22 protein-coding genes are annotated in these 25,210 nt (G+C 65.6%); 10 read left to right on the forward strand and 12 right to left on the reverse strand.

What is annotated here, in order from left to right; translation table 11 throughout:
* Positions 1–119 precede the first annotated feature (119 nt).
* Complete coding sequence (gene hpnI / locus U5A67_RS34955; RefSeq protein WP_415768049.1) at positions 120–1,478, reverse strand: bacteriohopanetetrol glucosamine biosynthesis glycosyltransferase HpnI; 1,359 nt, start codon at positions 1,476–1,478, stop codon at positions 120–122.
* Between the two features lie 740 nt (positions 1,479–2,218).
* Between hpnI and U5A67_RS34960 the strand changes: the two genes are divergently transcribed.
* Complete coding sequence (locus U5A67_RS34960) at positions 2,219–3,214, forward strand: LLM class flavin-dependent oxidoreductase (RefSeq protein ID WP_205986450.1); 996 nt, start codon at positions 2,219–2,221, stop codon at positions 3,212–3,214.
* A gap of 165 nt (positions 3,215–3,379) precedes the next feature.
* Here U5A67_RS34960 and U5A67_RS34965 read toward each other — a convergent pair whose 3' ends face one another.
* On the reverse strand, positions 3,380–4,432 hold the full coding sequence (locus U5A67_RS34965) for an alpha/beta hydrolase (RefSeq protein WP_321817991.1): 1,053 nt from the start codon (positions 4,430–4,432) through the stop codon (positions 3,380–3,382).
* Between the two features lie 311 nt (positions 4,433–4,743).
* Here U5A67_RS34965 and glgC point away from each other — a divergent pair, with 311 nt between their 5' ends.
* From glgC to U5A67_RS34990, 5 genes are all read left to right on the forward strand, one after another.
* Positions 4,744–6,015: a glucose-1-phosphate adenylyltransferase gene (glgC, locus tag U5A67_RS34970; protein WP_205986449.1), complete on the forward strand. Its 1,272-nt coding sequence runs from the start codon at positions 4,744–4,746 to the stop codon at positions 6,013–6,015.
* Between the two features lie 120 nt (positions 6,016–6,135).
* A complete protein-coding gene (gene glgA, locus U5A67_RS34975) occupies positions 6,136–7,608 on the forward strand; it encodes a glycogen synthase GlgA (protein ID WP_321817985.1) in 1,473 nt (490 codons plus the stop codon).
* 257 nt (positions 7,609–7,865) lie between these two features.
* Positions 7,866–8,747 carry a pyridoxal kinase PdxY gene (gene pdxY / locus U5A67_RS34980; protein ID WP_205986447.1) on the forward strand — a complete coding sequence of 294 codons (882 nt, stop codon included), beginning with the start codon at positions 7,866–7,868 and terminating at the stop codon, positions 8,745–8,747.
* Positions 8,748–8,905: 158 nt separating this feature from the next.
* Positions 8,906–9,367 carry a hypothetical protein gene (locus U5A67_RS34985; protein WP_205986446.1) on the forward strand — a complete coding sequence of 154 codons (462 nt, stop codon included), beginning with the start codon at positions 8,906–8,908 and terminating at the stop codon, positions 9,365–9,367.
* Positions 9,368–9,652: 285 nt separating this feature from the next.
* Positions 9,653–10,912: a branched-chain amino acid ABC transporter substrate-binding protein gene (locus U5A67_RS34990; RefSeq protein ID WP_321817984.1), complete on the forward strand. Its 1,260-nt coding sequence runs from the start codon at positions 9,653–9,655 to the stop codon at positions 10,910–10,912.
* A 30-nt stretch (positions 10,913–10,942) separates the two neighbouring features.
* Here the strand turns inward: U5A67_RS34990 and U5A67_RS34995 are convergent, their stop codons facing one another.
* Together U5A67_RS34995 and U5A67_RS35000 are read right to left on the reverse strand one after the other, a co-directional pair.
* Entirely contained in the window at positions 10,943–12,775 is a 1,833-nt protein-coding gene (locus U5A67_RS34995; protein ID WP_321817990.1) for a DUF3857 and transglutaminase domain-containing protein, read from the reverse strand.
* 135 nt (positions 12,776–12,910) lie between these two features.
* Positions 12,911–14,251: an aminotransferase class I/II-fold pyridoxal phosphate-dependent enzyme gene (locus U5A67_RS35000; protein ID WP_321817983.1), complete on the reverse strand. Its 1,341-nt coding sequence runs from the start codon at positions 14,249–14,251 to the stop codon at positions 12,911–12,913.
* A 163-nt stretch (positions 14,252–14,414) separates the two neighbouring features.
* Here U5A67_RS35000 and U5A67_RS35005 point away from each other — a divergent pair, with 163 nt between their 5' ends.
* Positions 14,415–15,293 carry a LysR substrate-binding domain-containing protein gene (locus U5A67_RS35005; RefSeq protein ID WP_205986443.1) on the forward strand — a complete coding sequence of 293 codons (879 nt, stop codon included), beginning with the start codon at positions 14,415–14,417 and terminating at the stop codon, positions 15,291–15,293.
* A 12-nt stretch (positions 15,294–15,305) separates the two neighbouring features.
* On the opposite strand, the gene U5A67_RS35010 is transcribed toward U5A67_RS35005, so the two are convergent.
* From U5A67_RS35010 to U5A67_RS35025, 4 genes are all read right to left on the reverse strand, one after another.
* Entirely contained in the window at positions 15,306–15,965 is a 660-nt protein-coding gene (locus U5A67_RS35010) for a hypothetical protein (RefSeq protein ID WP_205986442.1), read from the reverse strand.
* A 225-nt stretch (positions 15,966–16,190) separates the two neighbouring features.
* Positions 16,191–16,886 carry a histidine utilization repressor gene (hutC, locus tag U5A67_RS35015; RefSeq protein WP_205986441.1) on the reverse strand — a complete coding sequence of 232 codons (696 nt, stop codon included), beginning with the start codon at positions 16,884–16,886 and terminating at the stop codon, positions 16,191–16,193.
* A gap of 70 nt (positions 16,887–16,956) precedes the next feature.
* The gene (gene hutH, locus U5A67_RS35020) at positions 16,957–18,480 is read right to left on the reverse strand and encodes a histidine ammonia-lyase (RefSeq protein ID WP_321817982.1); all 1,524 of its coding nucleotides are present in this window, start codon (positions 18,478–18,480) and stop codon (positions 16,957–16,959) included.
* A 131-nt stretch (positions 18,481–18,611) separates the two neighbouring features.
* A complete protein-coding gene (locus tag U5A67_RS35025) occupies positions 18,612–19,580 on the reverse strand; it encodes a LysR substrate-binding domain-containing protein (RefSeq protein WP_321817981.1) in 969 nt (322 codons plus the stop codon).
* Between the two features lie 112 nt (positions 19,581–19,692).
* On the opposite strand from U5A67_RS35025, the gene U5A67_RS35030 reads away from it, so the two are divergent.
* Both U5A67_RS35030 and U5A67_RS35035 read left to right on the forward strand, forming a co-directional pair.
* Positions 19,693–20,592, forward strand: coding sequence for an NAD-dependent epimerase/dehydratase family protein (locus U5A67_RS35030; protein WP_321817980.1), 900 nt, complete (start codon positions 19,693–19,695; stop codon positions 20,590–20,592).
* Positions 20,593–20,755: 163 nt separating this feature from the next.
* Complete coding sequence (locus U5A67_RS35035) at positions 20,756–20,938, forward strand: hypothetical protein (protein WP_027821027.1); 183 nt, start codon at positions 20,756–20,758, stop codon at positions 20,936–20,938.
* A gap of 92 nt (positions 20,939–21,030) precedes the next feature.
* Here the strand turns inward: U5A67_RS35035 and U5A67_RS35040 are convergent, their stop codons facing one another.
* The 3 genes from U5A67_RS35040 to U5A67_RS35050 form a co-directional block, all read right to left on the reverse strand.
* Entirely contained in the window at positions 21,031–21,777 is a 747-nt protein-coding gene (locus tag U5A67_RS35040; protein WP_321817979.1) for a thioredoxin family protein, read from the reverse strand.
* A gap of 63 nt (positions 21,778–21,840) precedes the next feature.
* Positions 21,841–22,179, reverse strand: a complete 339-nt coding sequence (locus U5A67_RS35045) for an SRPBCC family protein (protein WP_205986512.1) — start codon at positions 22,177–22,179, stop codon at positions 21,841–21,843.
* Positions 22,179–22,661: a metalloregulator ArsR/SmtB family transcription factor gene (locus tag U5A67_RS35050; protein WP_321817978.1), complete on the reverse strand. Its 483-nt coding sequence runs from the start codon at positions 22,659–22,661 to the stop codon at positions 22,179–22,181. The genes U5A67_RS35045 and U5A67_RS35050 overlap by 1 nt, the downstream gene beginning before the upstream one ends.
* Positions 22,662–22,754: 93 nt before the next feature.
* On the opposite strand from U5A67_RS35050, the gene U5A67_RS35055 reads away from it, so the two are divergent.
* The gene (locus U5A67_RS35055; RefSeq protein ID WP_321817977.1) at positions 22,755–23,147 is read left to right on the forward strand and encodes a hypothetical protein; all 393 of its coding nucleotides are present in this window, start codon (positions 22,755–22,757) and stop codon (positions 23,145–23,147) included.
* Positions 23,148–23,300: 153 nt separating this feature from the next.
* On the opposite strand, the gene U5A67_RS35060 is transcribed toward U5A67_RS35055, so the two are convergent.
* On the reverse strand, positions 23,301–24,722 hold the full coding sequence (locus U5A67_RS35060; RefSeq protein ID WP_205986434.1) for an NCS2 family permease: 1,422 nt from the start codon (positions 24,720–24,722) through the stop codon (positions 23,301–23,303).
* Positions 24,723–25,210 lie beyond the last annotated feature (488 nt).

Consider the following 25,210-nt stretch of genomic DNA (forward strand, 5'->3'; position numbering starts at 1 on the left):
AGAGATGCTCCGTCTAGCCTGCGTGAGTGAGGCCAAAAATAAATGTTGGCGCGCGCACTGGCAAGACGCGTGCAGCGCGCGAGGAATCGGTTCGTGCCTGGCGTGTGTCTGGCGGCGTCTTAACGTCCATCCGTGATCTTGACGGCCGCGCGACGCGGCGCCGATGCCGGATTCACGACGGGCTTGATCACCGGCTTCACAGTCTGCTTCACAGCCTGCCTGGTGCCCGCCGGCGTCCCGCTATCCGCATTCGCCACCGGCACGCGCACACCGCGCCACATCACGTGCGAGCCGAACACCGCCGCCAGCCATTGCAGCAGCAGCAACCCATCGCGCAGCGGCACCAGCGGCAGATCGCGCAAAAAGGTGCCCAGGCTGCCACTGCTGCGCGCATGCAGCGCCAACCGGGCGATGATACCGCCAGCCGTACTCGTGCCCAGCGCAGCCAGCACGGCACGCGTCGACGCGCACACCGGCACGCCGCCGCTGCCCGCGAGCAGCGCGGCATAGCCCAGCGCGCCGGTCAGCAGCCACGGCGTCGTGAAGGTAATAAACAGCGACGAAAAGCCCGCCGGATTGACCGAGCGGATCGTGCGCAGCCAGCGCGTCTCGCGCAGCCAGAGCGTGCGGAAAGTCGGCTCGATCACGTCGGTGGCGACCAGCACGGGCGCAAGCACCGTGGCAAGACCATGATCGCGGGCGAAACGCGCGAGCAGGTAGTCATCGGCGAGACAGTCTTTCAGGGCCGCAAAGCCGCCGATGCGCTCGAGCGTCATGCGCGACAGCGCCAGCGTGGCGCCAAAGCCGAACGCACGCGAGCCGGTGGAATGCGCGACGCGCACCGAAGGCGCGAACCATTCGTTGATAAAGAGCGCGCCCACGCGCGGCCAGAAGCCGCCGATGCTGCGCGCGCTATAGAGACACGTGACCACGCCCACGCGCGGATCGGTCAGCGGCGCCGTGACGATCTCCAGATAGTCGGGCGCCACGGCGATATCGCTATCGGCGACGATCAGCACGTCATGACGCGCCTGCTCGGCCATGTTGATCAGATTGCTGACCTTCAGATTGCTGCCGTGCACGCGCGCGTCGACCACGAGCGTGATGTCGTGCCCCGGCCACGCAGCCTGCAGGCGCTCGACGACGGCAATCGCCGGATCATTCGGCGACGACACGCCAAAGATCAGCTGATAGCGCGGATGGTGCTGCTCGCAAAAGGTGGCGAGGTTTTCGTAGAGACGCGGCTCGGCGCCGCACAACGGCTTGAGCACGCTCACCGCCAGCGGCTTGCGCGTGCGGGCGAGACGCGCGGCCTCGCGCACCTGCGCGGCGGAACCGAAACGCGGCATCGTCAGCGCGGCGCAGATGGCGTAGAAGGTGGCCGCGCCGCACAGCGCGGCGAGCAGCCACCAGGCGAGCGGCGAGAAGGAATAGAGCGATGTCGTCATGCCGCGGCGCCTCGCATGCGAACGGGGCATGGCGCGCGCATTGCCGCAGGCCGCCGTGCTTTCTCAAAACCCATAGGCCGCGCATCGTGCGACATATTGGCGAGATTACGCATGGCGCCTCGGACCCTTTGTCCAGCCCAGAATTTCATAAATAAACCAGACGCGTATCGAATCGATGCCGCATAGACGCGACCCGCGACTCCCCAATTGAGAACACGTTGTTTTGATGCAAAGCAAATCAAGTTGACAACTTGATTAAGGAAGCTCTGAAAATTGAATGCATGTGGGGGGCTTCCTCCCTGATTCAGCGGAAAAAATTGTAGCAGCAACACCGGTTTGCCGCTCTTTCCTACTGTGCAAAAAACCTTCTCAGGATTGCGATAATTGAAATCTTTTCATGCTATCCACATTGGCCTTCCAGGATTTTATGAATTGAAAAAATCAGTAAGCATATCGCAAAGTAGTTTTAATAAATTTGAATTAAAGACCACGCACTTTCAATTAAATAAGAATAATTTCGATTCAGTTGAGATAATGCATGCGATTTAAATCAATTCGCGATTGACTCTTGCCTGGCTCCCGATTTGCTCACGATTCGCTCACGATTCACGCGCCGCAAATGGAAACCACGCCGGGCGTATGGGTTCCGGCTGGCCGTCAGCAGGATCGGAAGTGCTTTGGCACAATGACCGCCACCTTGCGTCTGCCTTGCGGCGGCTCACGAAGCTGCCCGCGACGCTCCAACACGACATAAGCCACCGGAACGCCCCATGATTCCTTTTTCCGTTCTCGACCTCTCGCCCGTGCCCGCCGGCTCGGATGCCGGCGCTGCCCTGCGCAACACGCTCGACCTCGCCCAGCACGCCGAACGCTGGGGCTACCGGCGCTACTGGCTCGCCGAGCATCACAACATGACGGGTATCGCGAGCGCCGCGACCTCGGTGGTGATCGGCTATGTGGCGGGCGGCACGAAGACGATCCGCGTGGGTTCGGGCGGCATCATGCTGCCCAACCACGCGCCGCTGCTGATCGCCGAGCAGTTCGGCACGCTCGAGGCGCTTTATCCCGGCCGTATCGATCTGGGTCTGGGGCGCGCGCCCGGCACCGACCAGACCACGGCGCGTGCGCTGCGCCGCGATCTGCAGGCCAGCGCCGAAGCGTTCCCCGACGATGTCGCCGAATTGCAGCGTCTGTTTGCTGCGCCCGTCGAAGGCCAGCGCGTGCGCGCGGTGCCGGGCGCGGGTCTGAACGTGCCGCTGTACATCCTCGGGTCGAGCCTGTTCGGTGCGCAACTGGCTGCGCAGATGGGGCTGCCCTTCGCGTTCGCCTCGCACTTCGCGCCCGATCATCTTCTCACCGCGCTGCGCGTCTATCGCTCGCAGTTCCGCCCTTCCGCGACGCTTGCGAAGCCGCACGCGATGGTGGGCGTCAACGTGTTCGCCGCCGAAACCAACGAAGAAGCCAGCTTCCTCTTCACTTCGCTGCAGCAACAGTTCGTCAATCTGCGTCGCGGCACGCCGGGACAACTGCCGCCGCCGGTCGAGCAGATCGCCGCCAACGAATACGAACTGGCGGGCGTGTCGCATTCGCTCGCGTGCTCGGTGATCGGCGACCGCGAGAACGTGCGCGTGGGCCTCGCATCGGTGATCGAACAAACCGGCGCGGATGAACTGATCGTCACCGCGCAGATCTTCGATCACGCGAAGCGTCTGCGCTCGTTCGAGATCACCGCCGAAGTGCGTGAGGAGATGGCAGCGGCCGTTTGACCACGTCGCCAAGGCGATAAAAAAAGCGGGCGCATCCTGGTGGGATGCGCCCGCTTTGCGTTAAGTGCGTGCGTCTATGTGCTTGCGTCTATGTGCTTGCGTCTATGTGCTTGCGTCTATGTGCTTGCGTCTATGTGCTTGCGTCTATCTGCGAACGTCTGCGAATCAGTGCAACGCCGCCAGTCCCTTGAGCAAGGCCGCATGAAACGCCTCCGGGTCCTGCATCTGCGGCGCATGGCCCAGATCCGGAAACTCCACCAGGGTCGCGTCCGGAATCGCTTTCTGCGCGGCTTTTGCCAGCACCGGATAGTGACCAAGCTGCGCACGCACCTCGGGCGGCGCGGCGTCCTTGCCGATCGCGGTCGTATCCTTATCGCCGATCAGCAGCAGCGTGGGCACGCGCAACTGGCCAAATTCGTAGATCACCGGCTGCGTGTAGATCATGTCGTACAGCAGCGCCGAATCCCACGCGACCTGCGCCTTGCCCGGACCGCGATACATGCCCGCGAGCATCTGCACCCACGGCTCATAGCGCGCGTTCCACGTGCCCGCGTAATAGGTCGATTGTTCGTATCGGCGGATACTGTCGGCGCTCGTTTTCAGTTCGCGCGCATACCAGTCGTCCACCGAAAGCGAGGGCACGCCCTTCGCCTTCCAGTCTTCGAGACCAATGGGATTCACCAGCACCAGTTGCCCGGTTTCCTGCGGATACATCAGACCATAGCGCACCGCCAGCATGCCGCCCGTCGAGTGGCCGATCACCGTCGCGCGCCCGATGCCCAGCGAAGCCAGCAACGCATGCGTGTTACGCGCCAGCTGCTGGAAGCTGAACTGATACGCGGCCGGTTTGCTCGATTTGCAGAAGCCGATCTGGTCGGGCGCAATCACGCGATAACCCGCCGCCGAAAGACGCGTGATCGTGTCGTCCCAGGTCGCGCCGCAGAAGTTCTTGCCGTGCAGCAGCACCGCCGTGCGGCCGTTGGGATGCTGCGGCTGCACGTCCATGTAGGCCATATGCAGCGTCTGCCCTTGCGACGTGAAACTGAAATCGTGAACCGGATACGGGTAATCGAAGCCTTGGAGTTCGGGCCCGTAGGCCGGGCCGTCCGGGTTTGAAACGGTCGACGTCGACGAAGTGGGCGCGCTCGCGCACGCAACGAGACTCAATGCGGCAGCGCAGCAGGCGGCGAAGGCGGAAAGCTTGCGGATCGATGGCATGGGCAATGGGATGATGAAGGGCACGGTCACGCGGACCGCCAGCGATTCTAGCGGGCATGCGCCGCGAACGTCTTCGACAGCGCCGATACCGTCAATCTGCCGACTCCACGCTCCAGGCAAGCCGTTTGCTTCCTCAACAGATCGGGCAGACCTGAGCGCTCCCGGCGCGACGAATTCGCGCAACGCCGTTTTCGGTGCTAGAACATTCAGAGCGCGGTCACAAAAATGACGCCAGTCCTGTGCTGCACCTTGCAGTGCACACGGACATCGGCAAAGACCAGGGACACCGGGGGCACAACAAGGAGACGACCATGGAAACTCCGGCAAGCCTCAACGATCTGCAGCGCAGCACGCTCGCCATCGTGCTCGCGGGCGGTCGCGGCACGCGCCTCGGCCCCCTCACGAACAAGCGCGTCAAACCCGCGGTTCACTTCGGCGGCAAATACCGCATCATCGATTTCGCTTTATCGAACTGCCTGAATTCGGGCATCCGCCGCATTGCCGTGGTGACGCAGTACAAGGCGCACTCGCTGCTGCGCCATCTGCAGCGCGGCTGGGGTTTCCTGCGCGGCGAATTCAACGAGTTCCTCGATCTCTGGCCCGCGCAGCAGCGCGTGGAAGGCGCGCACTGGTATCGCGGCACGGCCGACGCCGTCTACCAGAACATCGACATCATCCGTTCGATCAAGCCGAAGTACGTGGTCGTGCTGGCCGGCGACCACATCTACAAGATGGACTACACGCGCATGATCGCCGATCACGCCGCCAGCGGCGCCGATTGCACGGTCGGCTGCATCGAGGTGCCGCGCATGGAGGCGCGCGCCTTCGGCGTGATGGCCGTGGACGAGCAGCGCCGCGTCACAGGTTTCGTCGAGAAGCCGGACGATCCGCCCGCCATGCCCGGCCACCCCGATATCGCGCTCGCCAGCATGGGCATCTACGTGTTCGAGACCGCCTACCTGATTCATCTGCTCGAAGACAACATCTCGCGCGGCGGCGCCGAACACGACTTCGGCAAGGACATCATTCCGCGCGTGGTCAGCGACGGGCATGCGATCGCGCATCCGTTCAGCATGTCCTGCGTGTCGTCGGATGCCAGCGCCGAGCCTTACTGGCGCGACGTCGGCACGATCGACGCGTACTGGTCGGCGAATCTCGACCTCGCCTCGACGATCCCGGCGCTCGACCTCTACGACCGCAACTGGCCGATCTGGACCTATATGGAACAGTTGCCGCCCGCCAAGTTCGTGCGCGACCTCAACGGCCTGCAGGGTTCGGGCACCAACCTGATCGTGTGCGGCGGCAGCGTGATTTCGGGTTCGCAAATTTCGCGCTCGGTGCTGTCGACAAATGTGGTCGTGCAGTCGTTCTGCAACATTGCCGAGGCAGTCTTGTTACCGCAGGTGAGCGTGGGCGCGAGTTGCCGGTTGCGCAAGGTGGTGGTCGATCGCGGCTGCGTGATCCCGGACGGCACGGTGATCGGCGAAGACCCGGTGCGCGACGGCGAGCGCTTCTACCGCACCGAAAACGGCATCGTGCTGGTGACACGCGAGGCGCTGGCGAACCAGCCGGGCGGCGCGTGAATCCGCGCGGCTCGTGCCGATGCCTGCCTGAAGCTGATTGAAATTGCCCGAAGCTGACTGAAGTTGCCCGAAGCGACCTGAACCCTGAGCGCGTCGCGCCCACGAGAGGATTCCCGCCCGATGACGATCCGCGTCCTGCATGTAGCCAGCGAACTTTATCCCCTCCTCAAGACCGGCGGTCTCGCCGATGTAACGGCCGCCCTGCCCGCCGCCCTGATCGAACTGGGCGCGGACGCGCGCGTGCTGCTGCCGGGCTTCGCCTCCGTGGCGGCGGGTCTGGCCGATCTGCGCCCGATCGCGCGGCTCGAACGCAGCTTTGGCGCGCCCGAGGCGACGCTCGAACTGGGCCGTCTGCCCGGCAACGATCTGCCCGTCTACATGATTCGCGCCGATGCCTTTTACGCGCGCCCAGGCAGCCCTTACCTCGACGCCGAACACGTGCCCTACGGCGACAACGCCCAGCGTTTCGCGCTGCTCGGCTGGGCGGCCGCGCAGCTCGCGCTGCATCTCGATCCCGCGTGGGCGCCGCGCATCGTCCATTCGCACGACTGGCACGCGGGTCTGGCGGGCGCGTATCTGCGCGCGGCGGCGCGCGAGGGCGGCGCGACCCGCGCGGCTGGCGTGGCGCGCAGTGTCTTCACGATCCACAACCTCGCCTATCAGGGCATTTTCCCCGCCGGGCAATTCGACGAACTGGGCCTGCCGAACGACTTCTTCGACATGCACGGCGTCGAGTTCTACGGTCAGCTCTCGTTCCTGAAAGCGGGCCTCTTTTACGCCGACAAGATCACCACCGTGAGCCCGACCTACGCGCGCGAGATCCAGACCGTGGCGCAGGGCGGCGGCCTGGAAGCGCTGCTCAAGGGCCGCGCGCACGATCTGGTCGGCATCCTCAATGGCGTCGATTACACCGTCTGGAGTCCGGCCGAAGACGCCGCCATCGCCGCGCGCTATTCGGTCACGCGCATGAGCGGCAAGCTGCGCTGCAAGGCGGCCCTGCAGCAGCGCTTTGGACTGACGCAGAAACACGACGCGCCGGTGTTCGGCGTGGTGAGCCGGCTGACCGAGCAAAAAGGCCTCGACCTGCTGCTCGCGGCGCTGCCCGAGATCGTCGCGCGTGGCGGCCAACTGGTCGTGCTCGGCACTGGCGACGCCAGCCTCGAACAGGGCTTCACGCGCGCGGCGCATCAGCATCCCGATTCGGTGGCCGTCGAACTCGGCTTCGACGAAGCGCTCGCGCACGAGATCGTCGCGGGCGCCGACGTGATGATGGTGCCGTCGCGCTTCGAACCGTGCGGGCTCACGCAGCTTTACGCACTTGCCTACGGCGCGCTGCCGCTCGTGCATCGGGTGGGCGGTCTCGCCGATACGGTCACCGACGCCTCGCTCGAAAATCTCGCCGATGGCACCGCCACCGGCTTCGTGTTCGAGCGCTTCGAACCCGACGCGCTCGCCGCTGCGATCCGCCGCGCCTTCGCGCTGCACGCACGCGGGCGCGACTGGCGCGAGACGCGCGCGCGCGGGATGCGCGAGGACTTCGGCTGGTCGGCATCGGCGCAGCGCTATATGGCGCTGTATCGCGAACTGGCCTGAGGCCGCGCGGCGCGCGCTCGGGTGCGCAAGATCGACGTCATCGCCACGCAAGATCGACGCAACTTCGACGCAACTTCGACTCAACATCGACGCAACATCGGCACAACACCGCTCGCACGCGCCCATCGACCGGGCGCGGCGAATTCGGTTATCGTTGCTGCACTGCGCACAAAAAGCGCGCCAACGCCCATGCTGCGTGCCTCGCGGCGCAGTTCGAGCGATTCCGGGCCTTCCGGGCAGACCGAAGCGAACCGACCATGAAAAACGTACTCAGCATCCAGTCGCACGTCGTGTTCGGCCATGCGGGCAACAGCGCCGCCGTGTTCCCGATGCGCCGCCTCGGCGTGAACGTGTGGCCGCTCAATACCGTGCAGTTCTCGAATCACACGCAATACGGCCACTGGACCGGCAGCGCGATCGACGCCGGGCAGATGGTCGAACTCGTGGAAGGGATTGGCGCGATCGGCATGCTGCCGCGCTGCGATGCGGTGCTGTCCGGCTATCTCGGCACGCCCGAGCAGGCGCAGGGAGTGATCGACGTGGTGCGGGCCGTGAAGGCCGCGAATCCGCAGGCGCGCTACTTTTGCGATCCGGTGATGGGCACGCTCAACGCGCAGGCGGGCGACAACGGCTGCCGCGTCGAGCCGGGCATCCAGGAATTCCTCGTCACTCATATGCCCGAAGTGGCCGACGCGATGATGCCCAATCACAGCGAGTTGCAACGGCTCGTCGGGCGCGAGCTGGAAACCGCCGAAGAAGCCGTCGATGCCTGCCGCGAACTGATCGCGCGCGGTCCGAAGCTCGTGCTCGTCAAGCATCTGCTCGACCGCAACAGCCCCGCCGATACCTTCAACATGCTGGTCGTGAGCGAGCGCGAAGCGTGGCTCGCACAGCGCCCGCTCTACCCGTTCGCGCGCCAGCCGGTGGGCGTGGGCGATATCACGAGCGCGATTTTCGTGGCGCGCCTGATGCTCGGCGACACGCTGCGGCGCGCCTTCGAACACACGCTCGCGGCCGTCAACGCGGTGGTCAGGACCACGTATGACGCGGGGCGTTACGAGCTGGAAATCGTCGCGGCGCAGGACCATATCGCGCGGCCGCGCGAGTGGTTCGATGCGTGGTCGGTCGATCTGGTCTGAAGTCAGGCTGAACGCGGCCTCTACGGCCGAATCCGGCGACGGGGCGCGGCGCATCCTATAATGCGTTGCGCATGTGCTCGCGACCGGCGCGTTCCCGTTGCGGCACTCACACGCTTTTTCCGCGTTACCCCGTTAGTCAAGAAGCAAGAGATTCACCGATGTCCGATCCCATCCGCAGCGAACAGGAAGAAACTTTCGAGCAATTGTGCCTCGCCGTCGACGGCGGCGAAACGCACGAGCAGGAAGCTATCGAATTCTTCGAAGAAAACAGCCACGAACCCGGTTTCGATGCCGCCCAGTGGCTCGATATCGCGCTTTACCATGCGCCCGACGTGGCGCGCGGCATCATCGATTTCGTCGATGCCGAAGACCGCGAGCGCAGCGACATCGCCCAGACGATCGCCGATAACCTCGACATCGCCTATGGCGACGACGACTGCCAGCGCTTCGAAGCCATCATCCGCTTCGCGCTTGCCAACGGCGTGCCGGTCGATCTGGACGTGGTGCTCGACGGCTGCAACCGCGCGCTCGACGACCTCGAAGGCTGGGCCAACGAAGGCACCATGGCGCCGCTCGTGCATCTGCGCGAAACGCTGATGGCGCTGCAGTCGGGCTACTAAAGCCCCGGTCCGCACGACGCCAACCCGCGTCATGCGGGCCTGCTATATTGCATTCAGTTGCACTCAAGCCCCGCGCGCGTTTTGCCGCGGCGGCGCGGACCGCTGGAGCACGAAAAAGGGGCAGCCGGTCCGGCCACGTCAAAGTCAAGCCATACCGCAAGCGCCGTCGTCAGTGCTTCGATCACTGTCTGGACCACTGTTAGCTGCCTCAGCCTGACCGGTTCAGGCCGCGCGCAACCGCAACGAACAAGAACACCGCCGCGCCGCACAGCGCCAGGAGTCACGATGAGACCGCGCCCTACGCCACGCCTCGAATCGCGCGCGCCTTCGGCCGCCCGAACGGCGCCTGGCCCATCCACTGTTTTATCCGCATTGCCGAAGCGCCATGGCGCGCGTCGCAACGCCCTGCTTGCGCTCGCCGCGCTCGCGCTGTCGTGCACGCTCGCCGTGGCGCCCGGCGGCACCGCGCGCGCGGCCGGGCCACTCACGGTGCGCATCGGCTTCGTGGCGCCGCTCAGCGGCGACTACGCGAACTACGGCCACGACCTGCAGAACGGCGTGCAACTGGCGCTCGACGACGCCAACGCCCAGGGCATCAGGATCGGCGATCAGGTCGCGCATTTCGAACTCGTCGCCGTCGATGACCGCGCCGATCCGCGCATGGGCGTGCAGGCCGCCGCGCGCCTCGCGAACGAAAACGTCGCCGCCGTGGTCGGCCACTTCAATTCGGGCACGGCGATTCCGGCCTCGCGCATCTACGAGAGCGCCGGCATTCCGATGATCGACCCGGCCGCGACCAATCCGGTCATCACCTCGCAGGGCTTCGCCAACACCTTCACGGTGATCGCCAACGACGCGCAGAACGCCGGCATCGCGGGCGCGTGGGCCGTGGACGTGGTGAAGGCGCGCCGCATCGCCATCGTCGACGATCGCAGCGCGTTCGGCCAGGGCGAAGCCGATGTGTTCGAGCGCACCGTCAAGGAGCACGGCGGCAACGTGGTCGCGCGCGACTTCGCGCCCACCGACGCGGGCGACTTCGGTGCACAGCTCGCGCGCATCAAGGCCGCCGACGCCGACCTGCTCTACTTCGGCGGTCTCGCCCATCAGGCGGCCGCGCTCGTCAAGCAGATGAAGGCGCGCAGCATGAACACGCAGTTCGTGGGCGGCGGCGGCGTGGCGCTGCCCGATTTCGTGCAACTGGCCGGTGCGGCCGGCGAAGGCGCGATGGCCTGGGAATACGGCCGCCCGCTCGCGCAATTGCCCGAAGGCCCGCGTTTCGCGCAGAAGTTCAAGAGCCGCTTCGGCACCGATGTGCTCGGTTACGCGCCGTTCGGCTATGACGCGACCTGGGCCGCGATTCACGCGATGACGGCGGCGAAATCGGCGAATCCCGATGTGTTTCGCGCCGCGCTCAAAACCCTGACCTTCGACGGCGTGACCGGCCACATCGCATTCGATGCGACCGGCGCGCTCAAGAATGGCGCATCGACGCTCTATCAGGTCAAGCAAGGCGCCTGGGTGCCGGTGACGACGCGCGGCGGCTGAACCGCGCTGTTACCTTAGTCAGCCGCTGACTCAAGGCGCTTTCGCGCGCACGACGATCTGCGCGTGCGCGTCGCGCTGCATGCGCAACAGCGCCTCGCGCATCTGCGCGAACTGCTCGGGCGTGCACATCTGCCGCCCGACATGCGCCGACATCCGGCGCGAAATCTCCACCGTGCGCGTCGCCGCATCGAACCCGTAATGCGCGCTGTAGTCGAGCGGCGCGATGCTCGCCTGCATATCGCGCGGCAGATCGGTCACGCGCGCAAACGCGGGCAGCACGATGCGCGCATGTTCCTCGTAATCCCCGCCGATACACGCCCACGGTTGCGTGCGCTGCTGCACGGCCAGCCAGTTGTCGAGCTGCGTGGCGATGCCGCCCGAAAGACTGCTCAAGGCCGGCAGCGCCGTGGTGCCGTCGGGCCAGACGATGTGGTCGAGCGTGCCGTCCATCGTGGTCGCAAACGGGCCGCTGGTGAGCGCGGTAGCGCTCGTGACCAGATGCGCCGTGCCCGCCAGCCCGGTCTGACGCAGACGCTGCGCGGCGATCAGTTGCGCGGCCTGATGCGTCGCGCGGCGAAAGGTATTGCGCTCGGGTTCCGCGCCCGCGCCCACATCTTCCGCACGATAGCGATACGACGCGTTGCCGTCCTCGCCCACGTCGATATCGAGTTGCGCCGATCGCGCGCGCGGCTGGGTCGCGGGCGTCCGCACCAGCACGCCTTCATCGACGAGCAGCGCCGGGCGGTCCATCACGCCCGCGGGCAGAAAACCGAAGGCAACGCCGCCCGACGAGGTATCGGCGAACACGCCCAGATCGGGCAGCCACGCGATGATGTGATTGATCGCCTCCTCGCCGTAACCCGGCACCGCCGGCAGCGAATACACCGGCCCGAGGTTCAGCAGCGCGCCCTCGGCGCGGATGCCCACGGCCGCCAGCAGCGCCGTGAACAGCGCGACGTGATCCTTGCAGTCGCCATAGCGGTCGCGCAGGATGTCGACCGCGCGATGCGGCGCGGCAGCCGTCTGGCCGAGAAAGAGCGCCACGTAGCGGATGTTCAGCCGCATCCAGTCGTAGATGCGCGCGGCCTTCTCGCGCGGATCGGCGATCCCCGCCGTGAGCGACTGCGCAAAGGCGGCGATGGCGGGATCGGTCGCGGTGACATCGGCGGCGGCTTCGCGGTAACGCGCGGCGAAGCTCGCGTAGTCGGGCACCGTGCTCACCATCAGACGCGCGCCCCAGTTCACGCGCGCGACGGCGCCCGCTTCCAGCGGCACCGGCTGGCCCTGGCGAAAATCGAAGGTGTAGCGGGTACGGCCGTTTTCGGTGACGGGCGCGAGCGCATCGAAGCCGCGCGCATCGGCGTAAAGCGGCACATCGGCGGGCAGATCGAAGATCAGGCGCTGGAACGCGACCGGCTCGCCAGGCGGCTCGACGAAATACGCGAACGTGCCCGCCTGAAGCGCCTGCGCGCGGCGTTTGGCGAACACCAGCCGCACGCGCGCGCCCGGCTGCACGCCGGGGAAAATCACGGTGCGCAGCACGCCGTCCTGAAACGTGGGCGCGCCTGCCGAACGCGGCTCCTGCACGTCGCGGATGCTGCTCGCGCCGACCTCGTGCGCGTTGCCATCGGGGTCGATGGTCTGCGCGGATAACGCCGTGATCGTTTCGATATCCTTATTGAACCAGACGTAGCGCTGCGCCACGGCATCGACGCCCGCGGTGGTGTTGGCGCGCATCGTCGAATCGTCGTGTTCCTCGACCGAGCCGTCTTTCTGGATCACGAACAGATGGACGTCGCGCTCCAGCGTGGCGGGCGGCAGGTCGATATCGGCGGACGTCTGGGCGTGCGCGCCCGTCAGCATCAACGCGCCCGCACAGGCGAGCGCGCGTGACAGGCGTGCGACGGTGAATCGGGGCGAAGCGGACACCGGAACCTCGGGACGAAGGGACGCGCCTGTCGTTTTAGCACATCGGCGCGGGCGCTCCCCCGCCGTCGTTCAGGCGGTCGCTTCTTTGCGCGCTTCTTTGCGCGCTTCTTCGTGCGCTTCTTCGTGCGCTTCTTCGCGCATTTCAATCGCACGCAACACCGAAAGCGCGATGCCGTGCGCCGCCAGCCGCACCTCGTCGAGCGACGGAAACGACGGCGCGATACGCAAATGGCTGTCCTGCGCATCGACGCCATAGGGGAACGCGGCACCGGCCGGCGTGAGCACGAGCCCGGCCTCGCCCGCGAGTTCGACCGTGCGCCGCGCCGTGCCCGGCGGCACGAACAGACTGATGAAATAGCCGCCTTGCGGCCGGTTCCAGTGCACGCCCGGCACCTGAGCAAGACGCGTGCGGAACACCTCGTCCACGGCGTCGAACTTCGGCGCGAGCAGCGCACGATGACGCGCCATCAACGCTTCGAGCGTCGCCTTGTCGCGCAGATAGCGCACGTGGCGCAACTGGTTGAGCTTGTCCGGCCCGATCGTGCGCGCCGAAACACTGCGCTGCCACCAGGCCACGTTGCGCGGCGAGGCCGCCAGCCACGCCATCGCGCCGCCCGCGATCGTCACCTTCGAGAGCGAGGCGAACATCAGCACGCGATCGGCGTGTCCGGCCGCCGCGCTCGCCGCCATGACGTCGAGCGTGGTGTGCGCCGCATCGCCCAGATGATGGAAGCGATAAGCGTCGTCCCAGAACAGGCGGAAATCCGGTGCGGCGGTTGGCATCGCGGCGAGCCGCTGCACGACTTCATCGGCGTAGATCGCGCCCGTCGGGTTGCTGTAGAGCGGCATGCACCACATGCCCTTGATCGACGCGTCCTCGCGCACCCGCGCTTCCACGATGTCCATATCGGGGCCGTCGTCGCGCATGGGCACGGCAATCATGCGCACGCCCAGCGCTTCGCAGATCGCGAAGTGACGGTCGTAGCCCGGCGCGGGACAGAGAAACGCGATATCGCCCTGCGCGCGCCACGGCGTACCGCGCTGAGCGTCAGCCCCTTGCTCGCCTTGCGGTACGCCTTGCGGTACGCCATGCAGCAAGGCGAACGCCATCGCGTCGTGCATCAGTTCGAGGCTCGAATTGCCGGCCGCCACCACCTGCGCGGCGGCCACGCCGAGCAGTTCGCCGCCCAGTTCGCGCGCTTCGGGCAGGCCCAGCAACAGGCCGTAATTGCGGCAATCGAAGCCGTCGGCGGCGCGATATCCGGCCTTGCCCGCTTCGTCGATCAAGGCCTGCGAGAGATCGAGCTGCTCCGGCGCGGGCTTGCCGCGCGACATATCCAGACGCATCTGCAGTTGCTGGAATCGTTCGTAGTTCAAAGTATCTGGCGAGCTTGACGAGCTGATCGACATCGCGTTTCCCGGTCTCGAGGGTCAATGAAATGATGCGAAAGATGCGGCGAACCGAGACCAGCATACGGGCGTCGCCATCTTCAGACAAACGCGTTATATTGAACTTTTCGATCAGATTTTCTGATCGAAATCCCGTCATCGTTCCGATTTTGACCCCGATTTCATGAAGACCCTCGACCTCGACGTCCTGGCCATGGTGGTGGCCGTCGCCGACGCCGGCAGTTTCGTGCGCGGCGCGGCGATCGTGCACCGCTCGCAGGCGGCCGTATCGATGCAGATCCGCGCGCTCGAAGAGGCGATCGGCAAGCCGCTCTTTATTCGCGCGCCGCGCAACGTCACGCCCACGCCCGACGGCCATACGCTGATCGGCTATGCGCGGCGCATGCTGGCGCTGCGCGACGAGGCCTGGGCGACGCTGGCGCACCCGGAGGTCAAGGGCCGCGTGTCGATCGGCATGCCCGACGATTACGCGTCCTCGCTATTGCCGCCGGTGCTGCGCAAGTTCTCGGCGAACTGGCCGAAGGTGGAGATTCAGGTGGTGGGGCTGCCGAGCAGCGCGCTTGCGCCGCTGGTGCGCGAAAACAAGATCGATCTGGCCTGCGTGACGGGCACGACGGGTTCGGGCGGCCTCGCCGGCGAATTTATCCGCTTCGAACCGATGGTCTGGGCCGGGCCGCCCGCCACGGCAACGGCGGCAATCGGCCGTGAAATCTGGCGCGAACGACCGCTGCCGATTGCGCTTTTCAGCGCGGGCAGCGTGGCGCGCGAGAACGCCATCGAAGCGCTGGAGCGCGAGCGCATCACCTATCGCACCTCATACGAAAGCCCGAGTCTGATGGGCTTGTGCAGCATGGTGGCGGCGGGTCTGGCGATTGCGCCGCTGGCCCGCTGCGCGGTGCCGGAGACCTTCGTGACGCTGGGCCGCCAGCACGGCCTGCCCGAGTTGCCGGAACTCGAAGTGGTGCTGGCGCGCAGCGCGCGCTCGAATCGCCCGCCGTGCGACTTTCTCGCCGAGCAGATTCTGGCGGAACTGCGGGTTTGATCGGATCGGCGCTCAGGGTTCGTCTTCTTCGCCCGAGCGTGTGAGCAGCGCGTGCAGGCGCGAAACGTGGCGTAACAGCAACTCGCGGTGCTTCTCGATCTGTTCGAGCCGCCCTTCCAGATCGGCGCGGGCGCGCTCGTCGGGTTCGGCCTGGGCGATGACATCTTCGATGCGCGCGCGCAAGGTGCCCGGCTCCACCGGCAGCATGCTCAGGTGACGTTCGAGCTTGCGCACGTCCTGTGCGGCCAGTTCGCGAATCTTGCGCGTGCCTGCCGGGCGCTTCGCGGCACCTGGCGTTGCGTTGCTCTCCAAGCGCGCGCCCGGCCGCTGCCCGAAAATCGGCTCCGCGCGCAGCACCGGCGCCTTGCGCACCGGGTGCGCCGTGCCGCGAAAGCGCGCGTGCGGCGTTTCATCGGCGATCGCGGCGCGCGCCTGCGGCGGCACCTCGCCCTCGTGGCTATCGTCCATCCAGCCTTCTGGCAGGCCCGTGACGGCTTCCACGCCGCGCACGAACTCCGCGCTGAAGTCGCGCCTGCCGGACACGATCAGCTTCATATAGCTCTCGGAAAACGTCATCATCCGCGCGAGCCGCGTGACCGCGCCCACTTCGCGAGTGAGCATCGCGAGATTCGCGCGCCACACGGGCATGAGCGTTGCGCCGGAATCTTCCATCGCCCAAAACCTCCCTTGCGGGCCATCACCAACAGGCCGATGCCTCAAGGTTAGCTGCATTGCAAGGAAGGATGCAACCCGCGTACGAATCGTTGCAATCGAAAGGAAAATGAGAGAAACGCGATTTCGTCCGCTAAAAAGCGGGGTCGAAACGAAAGATGACTACCGCCAATATATTTCGGAGTCCGTTGCAAACTGCGCGTTCGCGTCGCGCGACGACGCGTTTCAGAAGTGCCCGGTAAAGCGATAGCGGCTGCCCGGATGCCAGAGATTCGCCACCGATGCCACCGCCTGGCGCGACCACGTGCGGCGATGCAGCACGAGACAGGGCTCGGCGGCTTTCATCGCCAGATGCGTGCGGGTGTCGTCTTCGGGCGCGAGCGCCTCGATGCGGTATTCGACGCGCTGCAAAGGCGCGACGCGCACGAGATACTGATTCGGCGTGATGTTCGTGAAGTCCTGCGCCGTATAGTCGGGCGCGAGCGCGGGATTGACCCAGCGTTCTTCGAGCTGCACCGGCTCGTCGTTTTCGAAGTGCAGCAGGCGCGAGCGGAACAGCGTCGCGCCTGCGCGCAGATTCATTTCATCGGCCAGCGCGTCGTCGGCGTCGATGCTGCCGATCTCCAGCACCTGGGCGTGATAGGCGTGACCGCGCGCGAGGATCTCGTCGGAGATACTGCGGATCGCCACCAGCGTCGATTCGTACTTCGGCCGCGCGACGAAAGTGCCCGCGCCCTGCACGCGCGTGAGCACCTGTTCGGCGGTCAGTTCGCGCAGCGCGCGGTTCACGGTCATGCGCGCGACCTTGAAGTCGCGCGCAAGCTCGTTCTCCGACGGCACCTGGTCGCCCTCACCCCACTCGCCCGCATGAATGCGCGCGAGGATGAAGTCCTTGATGCCTTGATAGGCGGGTGCGTTCATCGCGGGTTCGATCCGGCGGCGGCGGGCTTCGGTCGAAACCCGCCGCCGCAGGTCACGGTTCTCACAGCGCTTAATGCGCCTGCGATTCGAACGCGAACGGGCTATGCGCCGCGATCGCGCCGTCCTGCACGAGCTTCGTGATGGCCGCGATATCCGGCGCGAAGTAGCGGTCCAGATCGTAATGCGGCACTTCGGCGCGCACGGCCTGCATCACGCGATGCAGCGCCGGGCTGGTCGAATGCGGCGCACGCAGATCGACGCCTTGAGCCGCCGCCAGCAGCTCGATCGAGAGAATGTTGGCGGTGTTCTCGGCGATATCGGCGAGCTTGCGCGCGGCGAAGGTGGCCATCGACACGTGGTCTTCCTGATTCGCCGAAGTCGGCAGCGAATCGACCGAAGCCGGGTGCGCGAGCGTCTTGTTTTCCGATGCGAGCGCCGCCGCCGTCACGTGCGCGATCATGAAGCCCGAGTTCACACCGCCGTCCTTGACGAGGAAAGGCGGCAGACCCGAGAGCGTCGCGTCGATCAGCAGCGCGATGCGGCGTTCGGCCAGCGCGCCGATTTCAGCGGCGGCCAGCGCGAGGTTGTCGGCGGCGAACGCCACCGGCTCGGCGTGGAAGTTGCCGCCCGAGAGGACTTCGTGCGTTTCCGGGAAGATCAGCGGATTGTCCGACACCGCGTTCGCTTCGATCAGCAGCACGTTGGCCGCGTGGCGCATCTGGTCGAGACACGCGCCCATCACCTGCGGCTGGCAGCGCAGCGAATACGGGTCCTGAACCTTGCCGCAGTCGCGGTGCGAGAGATTGATCGCCGAGCCTTCGAGCAGCGCGCGGTACGACGCCGCCGCTTCGATCTGGCCGCGATGGCCGCGCAGTTCGTGGATGCGTGCGTCGAACGGCTTGACCGAACCGGCGGCCGCGTCCACGCAGAGCGCGCCCGAAACCAGCGCCGTGCGATACAGGTCTTCGATCGCGAACAGGTTGTAGAGCGCGAGCGCGGCGGACGCCTGCGTGCCGTTGAGCAGCGCGAGCCCTTCCTTGGCCTGCAGCGCGAGCGGCTTGAGTCCGGCGGCGGCGAGGCCCGCTTCGGCGCTGGCGCGCTCGCCGCGGATAAACACTTCGCCGATGCCCAGCAGCACCGCCGACATATGCGCGAGCGGCGACAGATCGCCCGATGCGCCCACCGAACCCTTGACGGGAATCAGCGGCAGCACGTCGGCGTTAAACAGCGTGATCAGCGCGTCCATCACTTCGCGGCGGATGCCCGAATGACCGCGGCCCAGGCTCGACAGCTTGAGCGCCATCAACAGACGCACGACCGGACGCGACATCGGCTCGCCCACGCCCACGGCGTGCGAGAGCACCAGATTGCGCTGCAGCAGTTCGAGCTGGTCGGTCGGGATATGCGTGCTCGCGAGGCGGCCGAAACCCGTGTTGATGCCGTAGGCGGGCTCGCCCTTGGCCGTGATGTCGGCGACGGCGCGCGCGCAGGCGTCGATTGCGTCGAAGCTCGCCGGATCGAGTTCGAGTTTCACCGATTCGCGTGCGATTTGGCGCAGTTGCGGCAGGGTCAGATGGCCGGGCGTGAGGAGCATGATCGAATCCTGTCTATACAAGTGACGGGCAGTCTAGCCTGGCGCGCATGTATAGACAACTCCGACATGCAGCAGCGCGGCCTGGGACTATCCACTAGCCGATCCGGCAGTCTGACGCCGCCTTTGCGCCCTTAAAGCGCCAGCCGGCCGGCGATGAACGCCAGGAAGCACTGCACGCGCGCGGCCAGCGCGGCGCTGCGGTAGTAGACCGCGTGGATCGGCTGACGCTCGGCGAGCAGCGCGTCGTCGAGCACGGTGACGAGACGGCCGGCCGCGCGGTCGGCGGCGGTCATGAAGTCGGACAGGCAGGCAATGCCGGCATCGCCCAGCGCGAGCTGTCGGATGGTCTCGCCGCTCGATGCGGACAGCGCCGGTTGAATCGCGAGGCCTTCATTGGCTTCGTCGCCGAAAAGCGCGCCTTGTTGTGCGGCTTGCTGTGCGCCTTGTTGTGCTTCGGGATCGGCATCGCTGCGCGTGGCTTGCAGGCGCAGCGGCCAGCGGTTCAACTGCTGCGGCGCCGTGAAGCCGATCAGCCGATGCCCGCGCAAGGCGTCGAGCGTGCGCGGCGTGCCGTGCGCCTTGAGATACGCGGGACTGGCCACCACGCGCCGCCGGCTCACGCCGAGCGAGCGCGCATACAGCGTCGAATCCTGCAGCGCGCCGATACGAATCGCAATATCCACGCGCTGCTCCAGCAGATCGACGATGCGTTCGTTGCTCGTCAGTTCGAGCTGGATGTCCGGGTAACGCGCGGCAAAGGCCGCCGTGTGCGGCACGATGCAATGGAGCATGAACGGCGTGGCCGCATCCACGCGCAAGCGCCCGGATGGCTGTTCGCGATGGCGCGTGACGGCTTCCTCGGCGTCTTCCATCGCCGCGAGAATGGTGCGGGCGCGTTCGAGAAAGAGTTCGCCCTCTTCGGTCAGTTGCAGGCGGCGCGTGGTGCGCAGAATCAGCGCGACGCCAAGCTGCTTTTCGAGCCGCGTGAGCGCGCGGCTCACGCCTGAAACGGTCTGCTGGAGTTTTTCGGCGGCGGCGGTGATCGACCCCGCATCGATCACGGTGACGAATACGAGCAATTCGTCGGTGGAGGTTTTCATTATTGATCCGCAGTCAAGATTCATTTGAGACTAACACGGTTTTTGCAAGACGCGAATGCCGCGATACTCACTGCCAGAACTCAATGGATCAATGGAAAACGCAGGAGTAACCATGAAAGTATTTGTGACAGGCGCAGGCGGTTTTATCGGCGGCACGATTGCGGCGCATCTGGTGCGCGCGGGCCATGAAGTGCGCGGCCTCGTGCGCCGCGAGGAACAGTTCGGCGCGCTCGCAGCGCTGGGCATTGCGCCCGCGGCGGGCACGCTCGACGACCGCGACCTGCTGATGCGCGAAGCGCGCGCCGCCGACGCCGTGATCAACGCCGCCAGCAGCGACCATCGCGGCGCGGTGCAGGCGCTGCTCGACGCGCTCGAAGGCTCGGGCAAGACGCTGCTGCATACGAGCGGGTCGAGCATCGTCGGCGACGCTTCGGGCGGCGAAGCCACCGACAAGATCTATTACGAAGACGCCCTGCCCGCGCCGACGCCCGACAAGGCGCCGCGCGTGGCCATCGACGATCTCGTGCTGGCCGGCGCGCAGCGCGGCGTGAAGAGCGCGGTGCTCTGCAACACGCTGATTTACGGCGTGGGCGCGGTGCCCAATACGGCCAGCGTGCAGTTGCCGCGCTTGATCCGTCAGGCGCAAAAGAGCGGCGTGATGCGTCATGTCGGGCGCGGGCTGAACATCTGGTCGAACGTGCATGTCGACGATGTGGCCGAGCTTTATCGGCTCGCGCTCGAGAAAACGCCTGCGGGCACGTTCTATTTCGTCGACAGCGGCGAAGCGGACTTCCGCACCATGACGGCCGCGCTCGCGCAGAAGATGGGTCTGGGCGCGCCGCAGGACTGGCCGCTCGAACAGGCTATCGAGGAATGGGGCTACGAAATGGCGTCGTATGGTCTGGGGTCGAACAGCCGGGTGCGCGGCGAACGCGCGCGCAAGCTGCTGGGCTGGACGCCGCAACGCACCTCGGTCACGGACTGGATTCGCGACGAAATGCCGGTAGGTTGAGGCATCTTCTTCAGTCCCGCCTTCAGTCCCGTCTGAAGTTCGACGCAAAAATAAGTGGGCTGCACCACACTATTGTTGCTTATCCGTAAGGTCAATCCGATAAAATCGCGCCGGTTTGCACTACCCGCCGGCGCGTTCTTTGGCCCGGCACCCGGATACGCCGATGCTCCTCGCGCTGAACTTCGACTGGCTGACCAATCTGCTCGCCATTCTGTTCGTGGTTGCGTGCCTCTACGACGCGCGCTACGACGAATATGGCACGTTGACGCTCGCCGCCGCTGCGATGGGACTCATCGTGATGGCGATCGAAGTGTTGCTGCGGCCAGCCTTCGAAATGTCGCTCTAGCGCGGGCGCGCGGTCGATTTCGTTGTGCTTGCAATCGACGCTTTTCGCCTACGCTTACAGGCACATTTCTTCTGCTTTACATCCCTCGCAAGCTATGAAGGCTTCTGCTCGTGCGCACAGCACGCGTGCGCCTGTGCGCTGTCTTCGTAGCGGTCGTGATGGCGCATCCATTCGCGCATATCCTTCTCTTCGTTGCGGCCCTTCGGCGTGAATTCGAGCATCGCGTAAGTGCCCAGCGCCATCTCCACGCCTCGCGCATACGCCGAATACGTGTGATACACGTTGCCCTGTTCATCGCGATAGAACGCGCTGATGCCGGGCAATTCGTCGCTCATATAGTCCTGCTCGACGTAGTTGTAAATGGCCTTGCCGCGCGCCTTGTCGGCTTCGCTGAACGAAACGCGATAGTCGAAATTGAAGTCGCTGCCGTTCGACGACACCCACGGAAAATGCCAGCCCATACGCTTTTTAAAGGCCTCGATCTTCGCGAGCGGCGCGCGCGAAACAGCGACATAGGTGACGTCGTGGTGCTCGAGATGCGTGAGCATGCCGTCCACGTGATCGGACAGAAACGAGCAGCCTGGACATCCCTCTTCCCAATCCGGGCCCAGCATGAAGTGGTAAGTCAGCAACTGGCTGCGCGGGCCGAATAACTGCGCCAGCGTGCGCGAGCCTTGCGGCGTGTCGAACGTATAGGTTTGCTCCACTTTCACCCAGGGCAGCGCCATGCGCTTTGCCACCAGCGCGTCGCGCGCGTGCGTAAAGGCGCGTTCTTCGGCAAGCAGCGCCTCGCGCGCCGCCATCCATTCGGCCTCCGAAACAATCTTGTGCGATTCCATCGTGTCTGCCTCCTTGCGGGTTTGCATCGATAAAACGGCGCTGTGGATGCACCGTTCACGCCATCATTCGAACAGTTCCACCAGATGATCGAGCGCGCTCGACCAGCCTTCGCGGTGCGAGTCACGGGCTTCTTCGTCGAAGAAACGTTCGTGGCGCAGCGTCAGTTCCGTGGTGCTGCCGTCGGCGCGCAGCGTGAGCGTCACGCGCGATTCGCGCTCGGGCGTGCTGCGCCAGGCCCACGTGAATACGAGTTTCGATTCAGGCACGACTTCCAGATAGCGGCCGCTTACGTCATGTTCTTCGCCATCCGGCGAGCGCATCAGGACCCGAAAGCGCCCGCCTGGCCGCACATCGGCCTCGGCGTGCAGGCAGATCGTGTCGAGCGGATGCATCCAGCGCATCAGTTGCGCGGCTTGCGTCCATGCCGCGTAGACCTTCGCGGCGCTCGCGTTGATACGGCGCCGGAGGATGAGGCTGGGGGCACCGGCGTGAGCGCCTGTGTTTGCGTTGGTGTTTGCAGCGCCGGCTGGAGCGGCGTCGGGTTGGGTTGACATGGATCTTCCTCCACGAATGCGGCCAGACGATCGAGCGCTGCGCTCCAGAAGCGTTCGTAGTGCGCGAGCCACTGCATCGCGTCCTCCATCGGCCCCGCCGCGAGACGGCACGCGACCGTGCGCCCGGTCTTCTCGCGCGTGACGAGACCGGCCTCCGCGAGCACGTCCAGATGCTTCATGACCGCGGGCAGCGACATCGCGAACGGCTGCGCGAGCGCGCTCACCGACAGCACGTCCTGCTGCGCAAGGCGTGCGAGCAAGGCCCGCCGCGTGGGGTCCGCGAGCGCCGCGAAGGTGCGGTTCAGCGCGTCGTCTTCATACTTAACCATGTGGTTTAGCATAGGTCGCATCGCGCCGATGTCAAGCTCGCCCGCCACGCTACTAGAATGACGGTTCGCTCCCTTCACCTGCCCCGCCTGCCCATGCCGTCCAGAATCCGCAATTCGCTGCTCTGGATCTTCGACGCCTTCGAGCGCGAAGCCACCTACGTGCGCAAGCCGATGTTCGGCTGCGACGCCGCCTATGTGGACGGCCTGCTCTGCCTGATCGCCGCCGACCGCGCGAAGCCCTTCAACGGCCTGCTGGTGGCCACCTCGCGCGAGCAGCACGCCGCGCTGATCGAATCGTTTGCCGCGCTGCGTGTGCATCCCGTGCTCGGCAAATGGCTGTACGTGCCGCAGGACGACGAGGCTTTCGAGGACACCGCCGAAGCGCTCGTCGCGCTCGTGCTTGCGCGCGATCCGCGCATCGGCGTCGAACCCAAACCGCGCAAGCGCGGCGGCGGCGGCCGCAACAACAGCATCCTGCCGGGATAAGCGCATTGCGCGCGGCCCCGGAATGCCGCACGGCCCGCGCCGCAGCAAAGCGGACGCGGGCCGTGAAGCCGGCAGGACGGGCCGCCAGGCGTTCCGTCTTGCCGATGGCGGACCATCGATATCAATGACGCGGTGACAGCTGCGTGCAATGCATCAGATAGCCCAGCCGCCCAGGTAGAACGTCGCGAGCACCACGGCGATGATCACCGTGCCGACGTTGAGCTTCTTGATCTCGCCGCTGACGACGCGGCCGATCACCAGCGTCGAAAAGCCCAGCATGATGCCCGTGACGATGTTCGCGGTCAGCACGATAAACACGGCGCACACGAGGCCCGCCATCGAATCGACCATGTCTTCCATGTCCAGACGCGCGACGCTCGACAGCATCATCAGGCCGACGTACATCAGCGCCGGCGCCGTGGCGTAGGACGGCACGAGACCCGTCAGCGGCGCGAAGAACATCACCGCGAGGAACAGCAGGCCCACGAGCGCCGCGGCCAGACCCGTCTTGGCGCCCGCCGCCACACCGACTGCCGATTCGATATACGCCGCCGCCGGCGCGCCACCGAAGAAGCCCGAGAAAATCGAGCTGACCGAGTCGGCCGTCAGCGCGCGGCCGCCGTTGATGATGCGGCCATTCGCGTCGAGCTGGCCCGCCTGCCCCGCCACGGCGCGGATCGTGCCGGTCGCATCGAACACGGCGGTCATCACGAGTGCGAGCACGCTCGGCAACACCGTGAGCGAGAGCGCGCCCTTAATGTCCATCGCGCCGATCAGCGAAGCATGACCCGGCGCCGACAGCGACGGCCACGCAAACACGCCATGGAATTGCACGGCCGGATCGAGCGCAAGACCGAGCGCCGAAATCGCCACGATCACGATCAGGATCGAGCCCGGCACGCGACGGCGCACGAGGCCGAAGATCGCCGCGAGACCGATCACCGACATGATCACCGGCAGCGACGTGATATGGCCGAGCGACACCGGCAGACCCGCGCCGGGATTCTTCACCACGAGGCCCACATCGTTGGCCGCGATCAGCAGCAGGAACAGGCCGATGCCGATACCCGTGCCGTGCGCGATGCCGTGCGGCAGATTGCGCAGAATCCACGAGCGCACGCCGGTCACGGAAATCGCCGTGAATACGAGGCCCATCAGGAACACCGCGCCGAGCGCGACTTCGGGCTTGAGTCCCTTGCCGAGCACCAGACCGAAGGCGGTGAACGCGGTCAGCGAAATCGCGCAGCCGATGGCGATCGGTAGGCGCGCCCACAGCCCCATCAGCAGCGAGCCGAATGCGGTGGTCAGACACACGGCGACAAATACGGCGCTGGTGTCGAAGCCCGCCTTGCCGAGCATGCCCGGCACGACGAACACGGAATACACCATCGCAAGGAAGGTGGTGACGCCGGCAATACACTCCTGGCGCACGGAACTGCCGCGCTGGAGGATGCCGAAATATCGGTCGAGAAAGCCGCTTGCTTCGGCGAGGGTTTCATCGACTTCGCTGTCGCGAAGGGCCGGGTCGGTCAGGCTTGCTACGTCCGACAACGGCTGTGCGTGCGGTTCCATCATGGTGAGTGCCTCCTTTATCAGCATGCTGAAACGGTCCCGCATCTCCTTGGGGAGCCGTCATCAGGTTCGTCTCGCAGGTTTTTGACTTGTGGGTGTCGACGCACAGCCAGATGCGCTCTTTTGGCGCATGTCTATTTTTGAAGTCTGTTTTGACATCTTTTGACAGGTTCGAAGGTTAGGCCAAGGCGTCATAGGCTCCCATCGTGAGAATCGCATTGAGGTCATGCCGCGATGCTTATATCGCCGTATGCAAGGCGCACCGGGTCGCCGGGCTTGGCGTATACCCCGGTGCGATTCAGGGCATTCGCGGTGCGCGGCCGCCGGGCGCGCGGTTTGCTGGGGTCGGTTCAGAATCGGTTCAATCCGCTGACGGGAAAGCGGCGAAATAAGCCAGGCGCATTGCTGCCTGATTGCCGAATGCGCTTTTAATTACAGTTCTTTCAAACAGTCAGTATGAACGGCAAATCTGCAGTGAATCGGCGGGCAAA

The sequence above is a fragment of the Paraburkholderia sp. J69-1 genome (assembly GCF_905220255.1).
Classification (GTDB): domain Bacteria; phylum Pseudomonadota; class Gammaproteobacteria; order Burkholderiales; family Burkholderiaceae; genus Paraburkholderia.

What these genes read in the sequence shown, in the direction of transcription:
- U5A67_RS35055 (WP_321817977.1), top strand. Translation starts at nt 22,755, where the DNA reads ATGCCGTCCAGAATCCGCAATTCGCTGCTCTGGATCTTCGACGCCTTC.
- U5A67_RS35050 (WP_321817978.1), bottom strand. Translation starts at nt 22,661, where the DNA reads ATGGTTAAGTATGAAGACGACGCGCTGAACCGCACCTTCGCGGCGCTC.
- U5A67_RS34995 (WP_321817990.1), bottom strand. Translation starts at nt 12,775, where the DNA reads ATGCTGACGGGCGCGCACGCCCAGACGTCCGCCGATATCGACCTGCCG.
- pdxY (WP_205986447.1), top strand. Translation starts at nt 7,866, where the DNA reads ATGAAAAACGTACTCAGCATCCAGTCGCACGTCGTGTTCGGCCATGCG.
- hpnI (WP_415768049.1), bottom strand. Translation starts at nt 1,478, where the DNA reads ATGCCCCGTTCGCATGCGAGGCGCCGCGGCATGACGACATCGCTCTAT.
- U5A67_RS35025 (WP_321817981.1), bottom strand. Translation starts at nt 19,580, where the DNA reads ATGAAAACCTCCACCGACGAATTGCTCGTATTCGTCACCGTGATCGAT.
- U5A67_RS35010 (WP_205986442.1), bottom strand. Translation starts at nt 15,965, where the DNA reads ATGGAAGATTCCGGCGCAACGCTCATGCCCGTGTGGCGCGCGAATCTC.
- U5A67_RS35005 (WP_205986443.1), top strand. Translation starts at nt 14,415, where the DNA reads ATGAAGACCCTCGACCTCGACGTCCTGGCCATGGTGGTGGCCGTCGCC.
- U5A67_RS35040 (WP_321817979.1), bottom strand. Translation starts at nt 21,777, where the DNA reads ATGGAATCGCACAAGATTGTTTCGGAGGCCGAATGGATGGCGGCGCGC.
- U5A67_RS34990 (WP_321817984.1), top strand. Translation starts at nt 9,653, where the DNA reads ATGAGACCGCGCCCTACGCCACGCCTCGAATCGCGCGCGCCTTCGGCC.
- hutC (WP_205986441.1), bottom strand. Translation starts at nt 16,886, where the DNA reads ATGAACGCACCCGCCTATCAAGGCATCAAGGACTTCATCCTCGCGCGC.
- U5A67_RS34985 (WP_205986446.1), top strand. Translation starts at nt 8,906, where the DNA reads ATGTCCGATCCCATCCGCAGCGAACAGGAAGAAACTTTCGAGCAATTG.
- glgC (WP_205986449.1), top strand. Translation starts at nt 4,744, where the DNA reads ATGGAAACTCCGGCAAGCCTCAACGATCTGCAGCGCAGCACGCTCGCC.
- U5A67_RS34960 (WP_205986450.1), top strand. Translation starts at nt 2,219, where the DNA reads ATGATTCCTTTTTCCGTTCTCGACCTCTCGCCCGTGCCCGCCGGCTCG.
- U5A67_RS35035 (WP_027821027.1), top strand. Translation starts at nt 20,756, where the DNA reads ATGCTCCTCGCGCTGAACTTCGACTGGCTGACCAATCTGCTCGCCATT.
- U5A67_RS35030 (WP_321817980.1), top strand. Translation starts at nt 19,693, where the DNA reads ATGAAAGTATTTGTGACAGGCGCAGGCGGTTTTATCGGCGGCACGATT.
- U5A67_RS34965 (WP_321817991.1), bottom strand. Translation starts at nt 4,432, where the DNA reads ATGCCATCGATCCGCAAGCTTTCCGCCTTCGCCGCCTGCTGCGCTGCC.
- hutH (WP_321817982.1), bottom strand. Translation starts at nt 18,480, where the DNA reads ATGCTCCTCACGCCCGGCCATCTGACCCTGCCGCAACTGCGCCAAATC.
- U5A67_RS35000 (WP_321817983.1), bottom strand. Translation starts at nt 14,251, where the DNA reads ATGTCGATCAGCTCGTCAAGCTCGCCAGATACTTTGAACTACGAACGA.
- U5A67_RS35060 (WP_205986434.1), bottom strand. Translation starts at nt 24,722, where the DNA reads ATGATGGAACCGCACGCACAGCCGTTGTCGGACGTAGCAAGCCTGACC.
- glgA (WP_321817985.1), top strand. Translation starts at nt 6,136, where the DNA reads ATGACGATCCGCGTCCTGCATGTAGCCAGCGAACTTTATCCCCTCCTC.
- U5A67_RS35045 (WP_205986512.1), bottom strand. Translation starts at nt 22,179, where the DNA reads ATGCGCTGGATGCATCCGCTCGACACGATCTGCCTGCACGCCGAGGCC.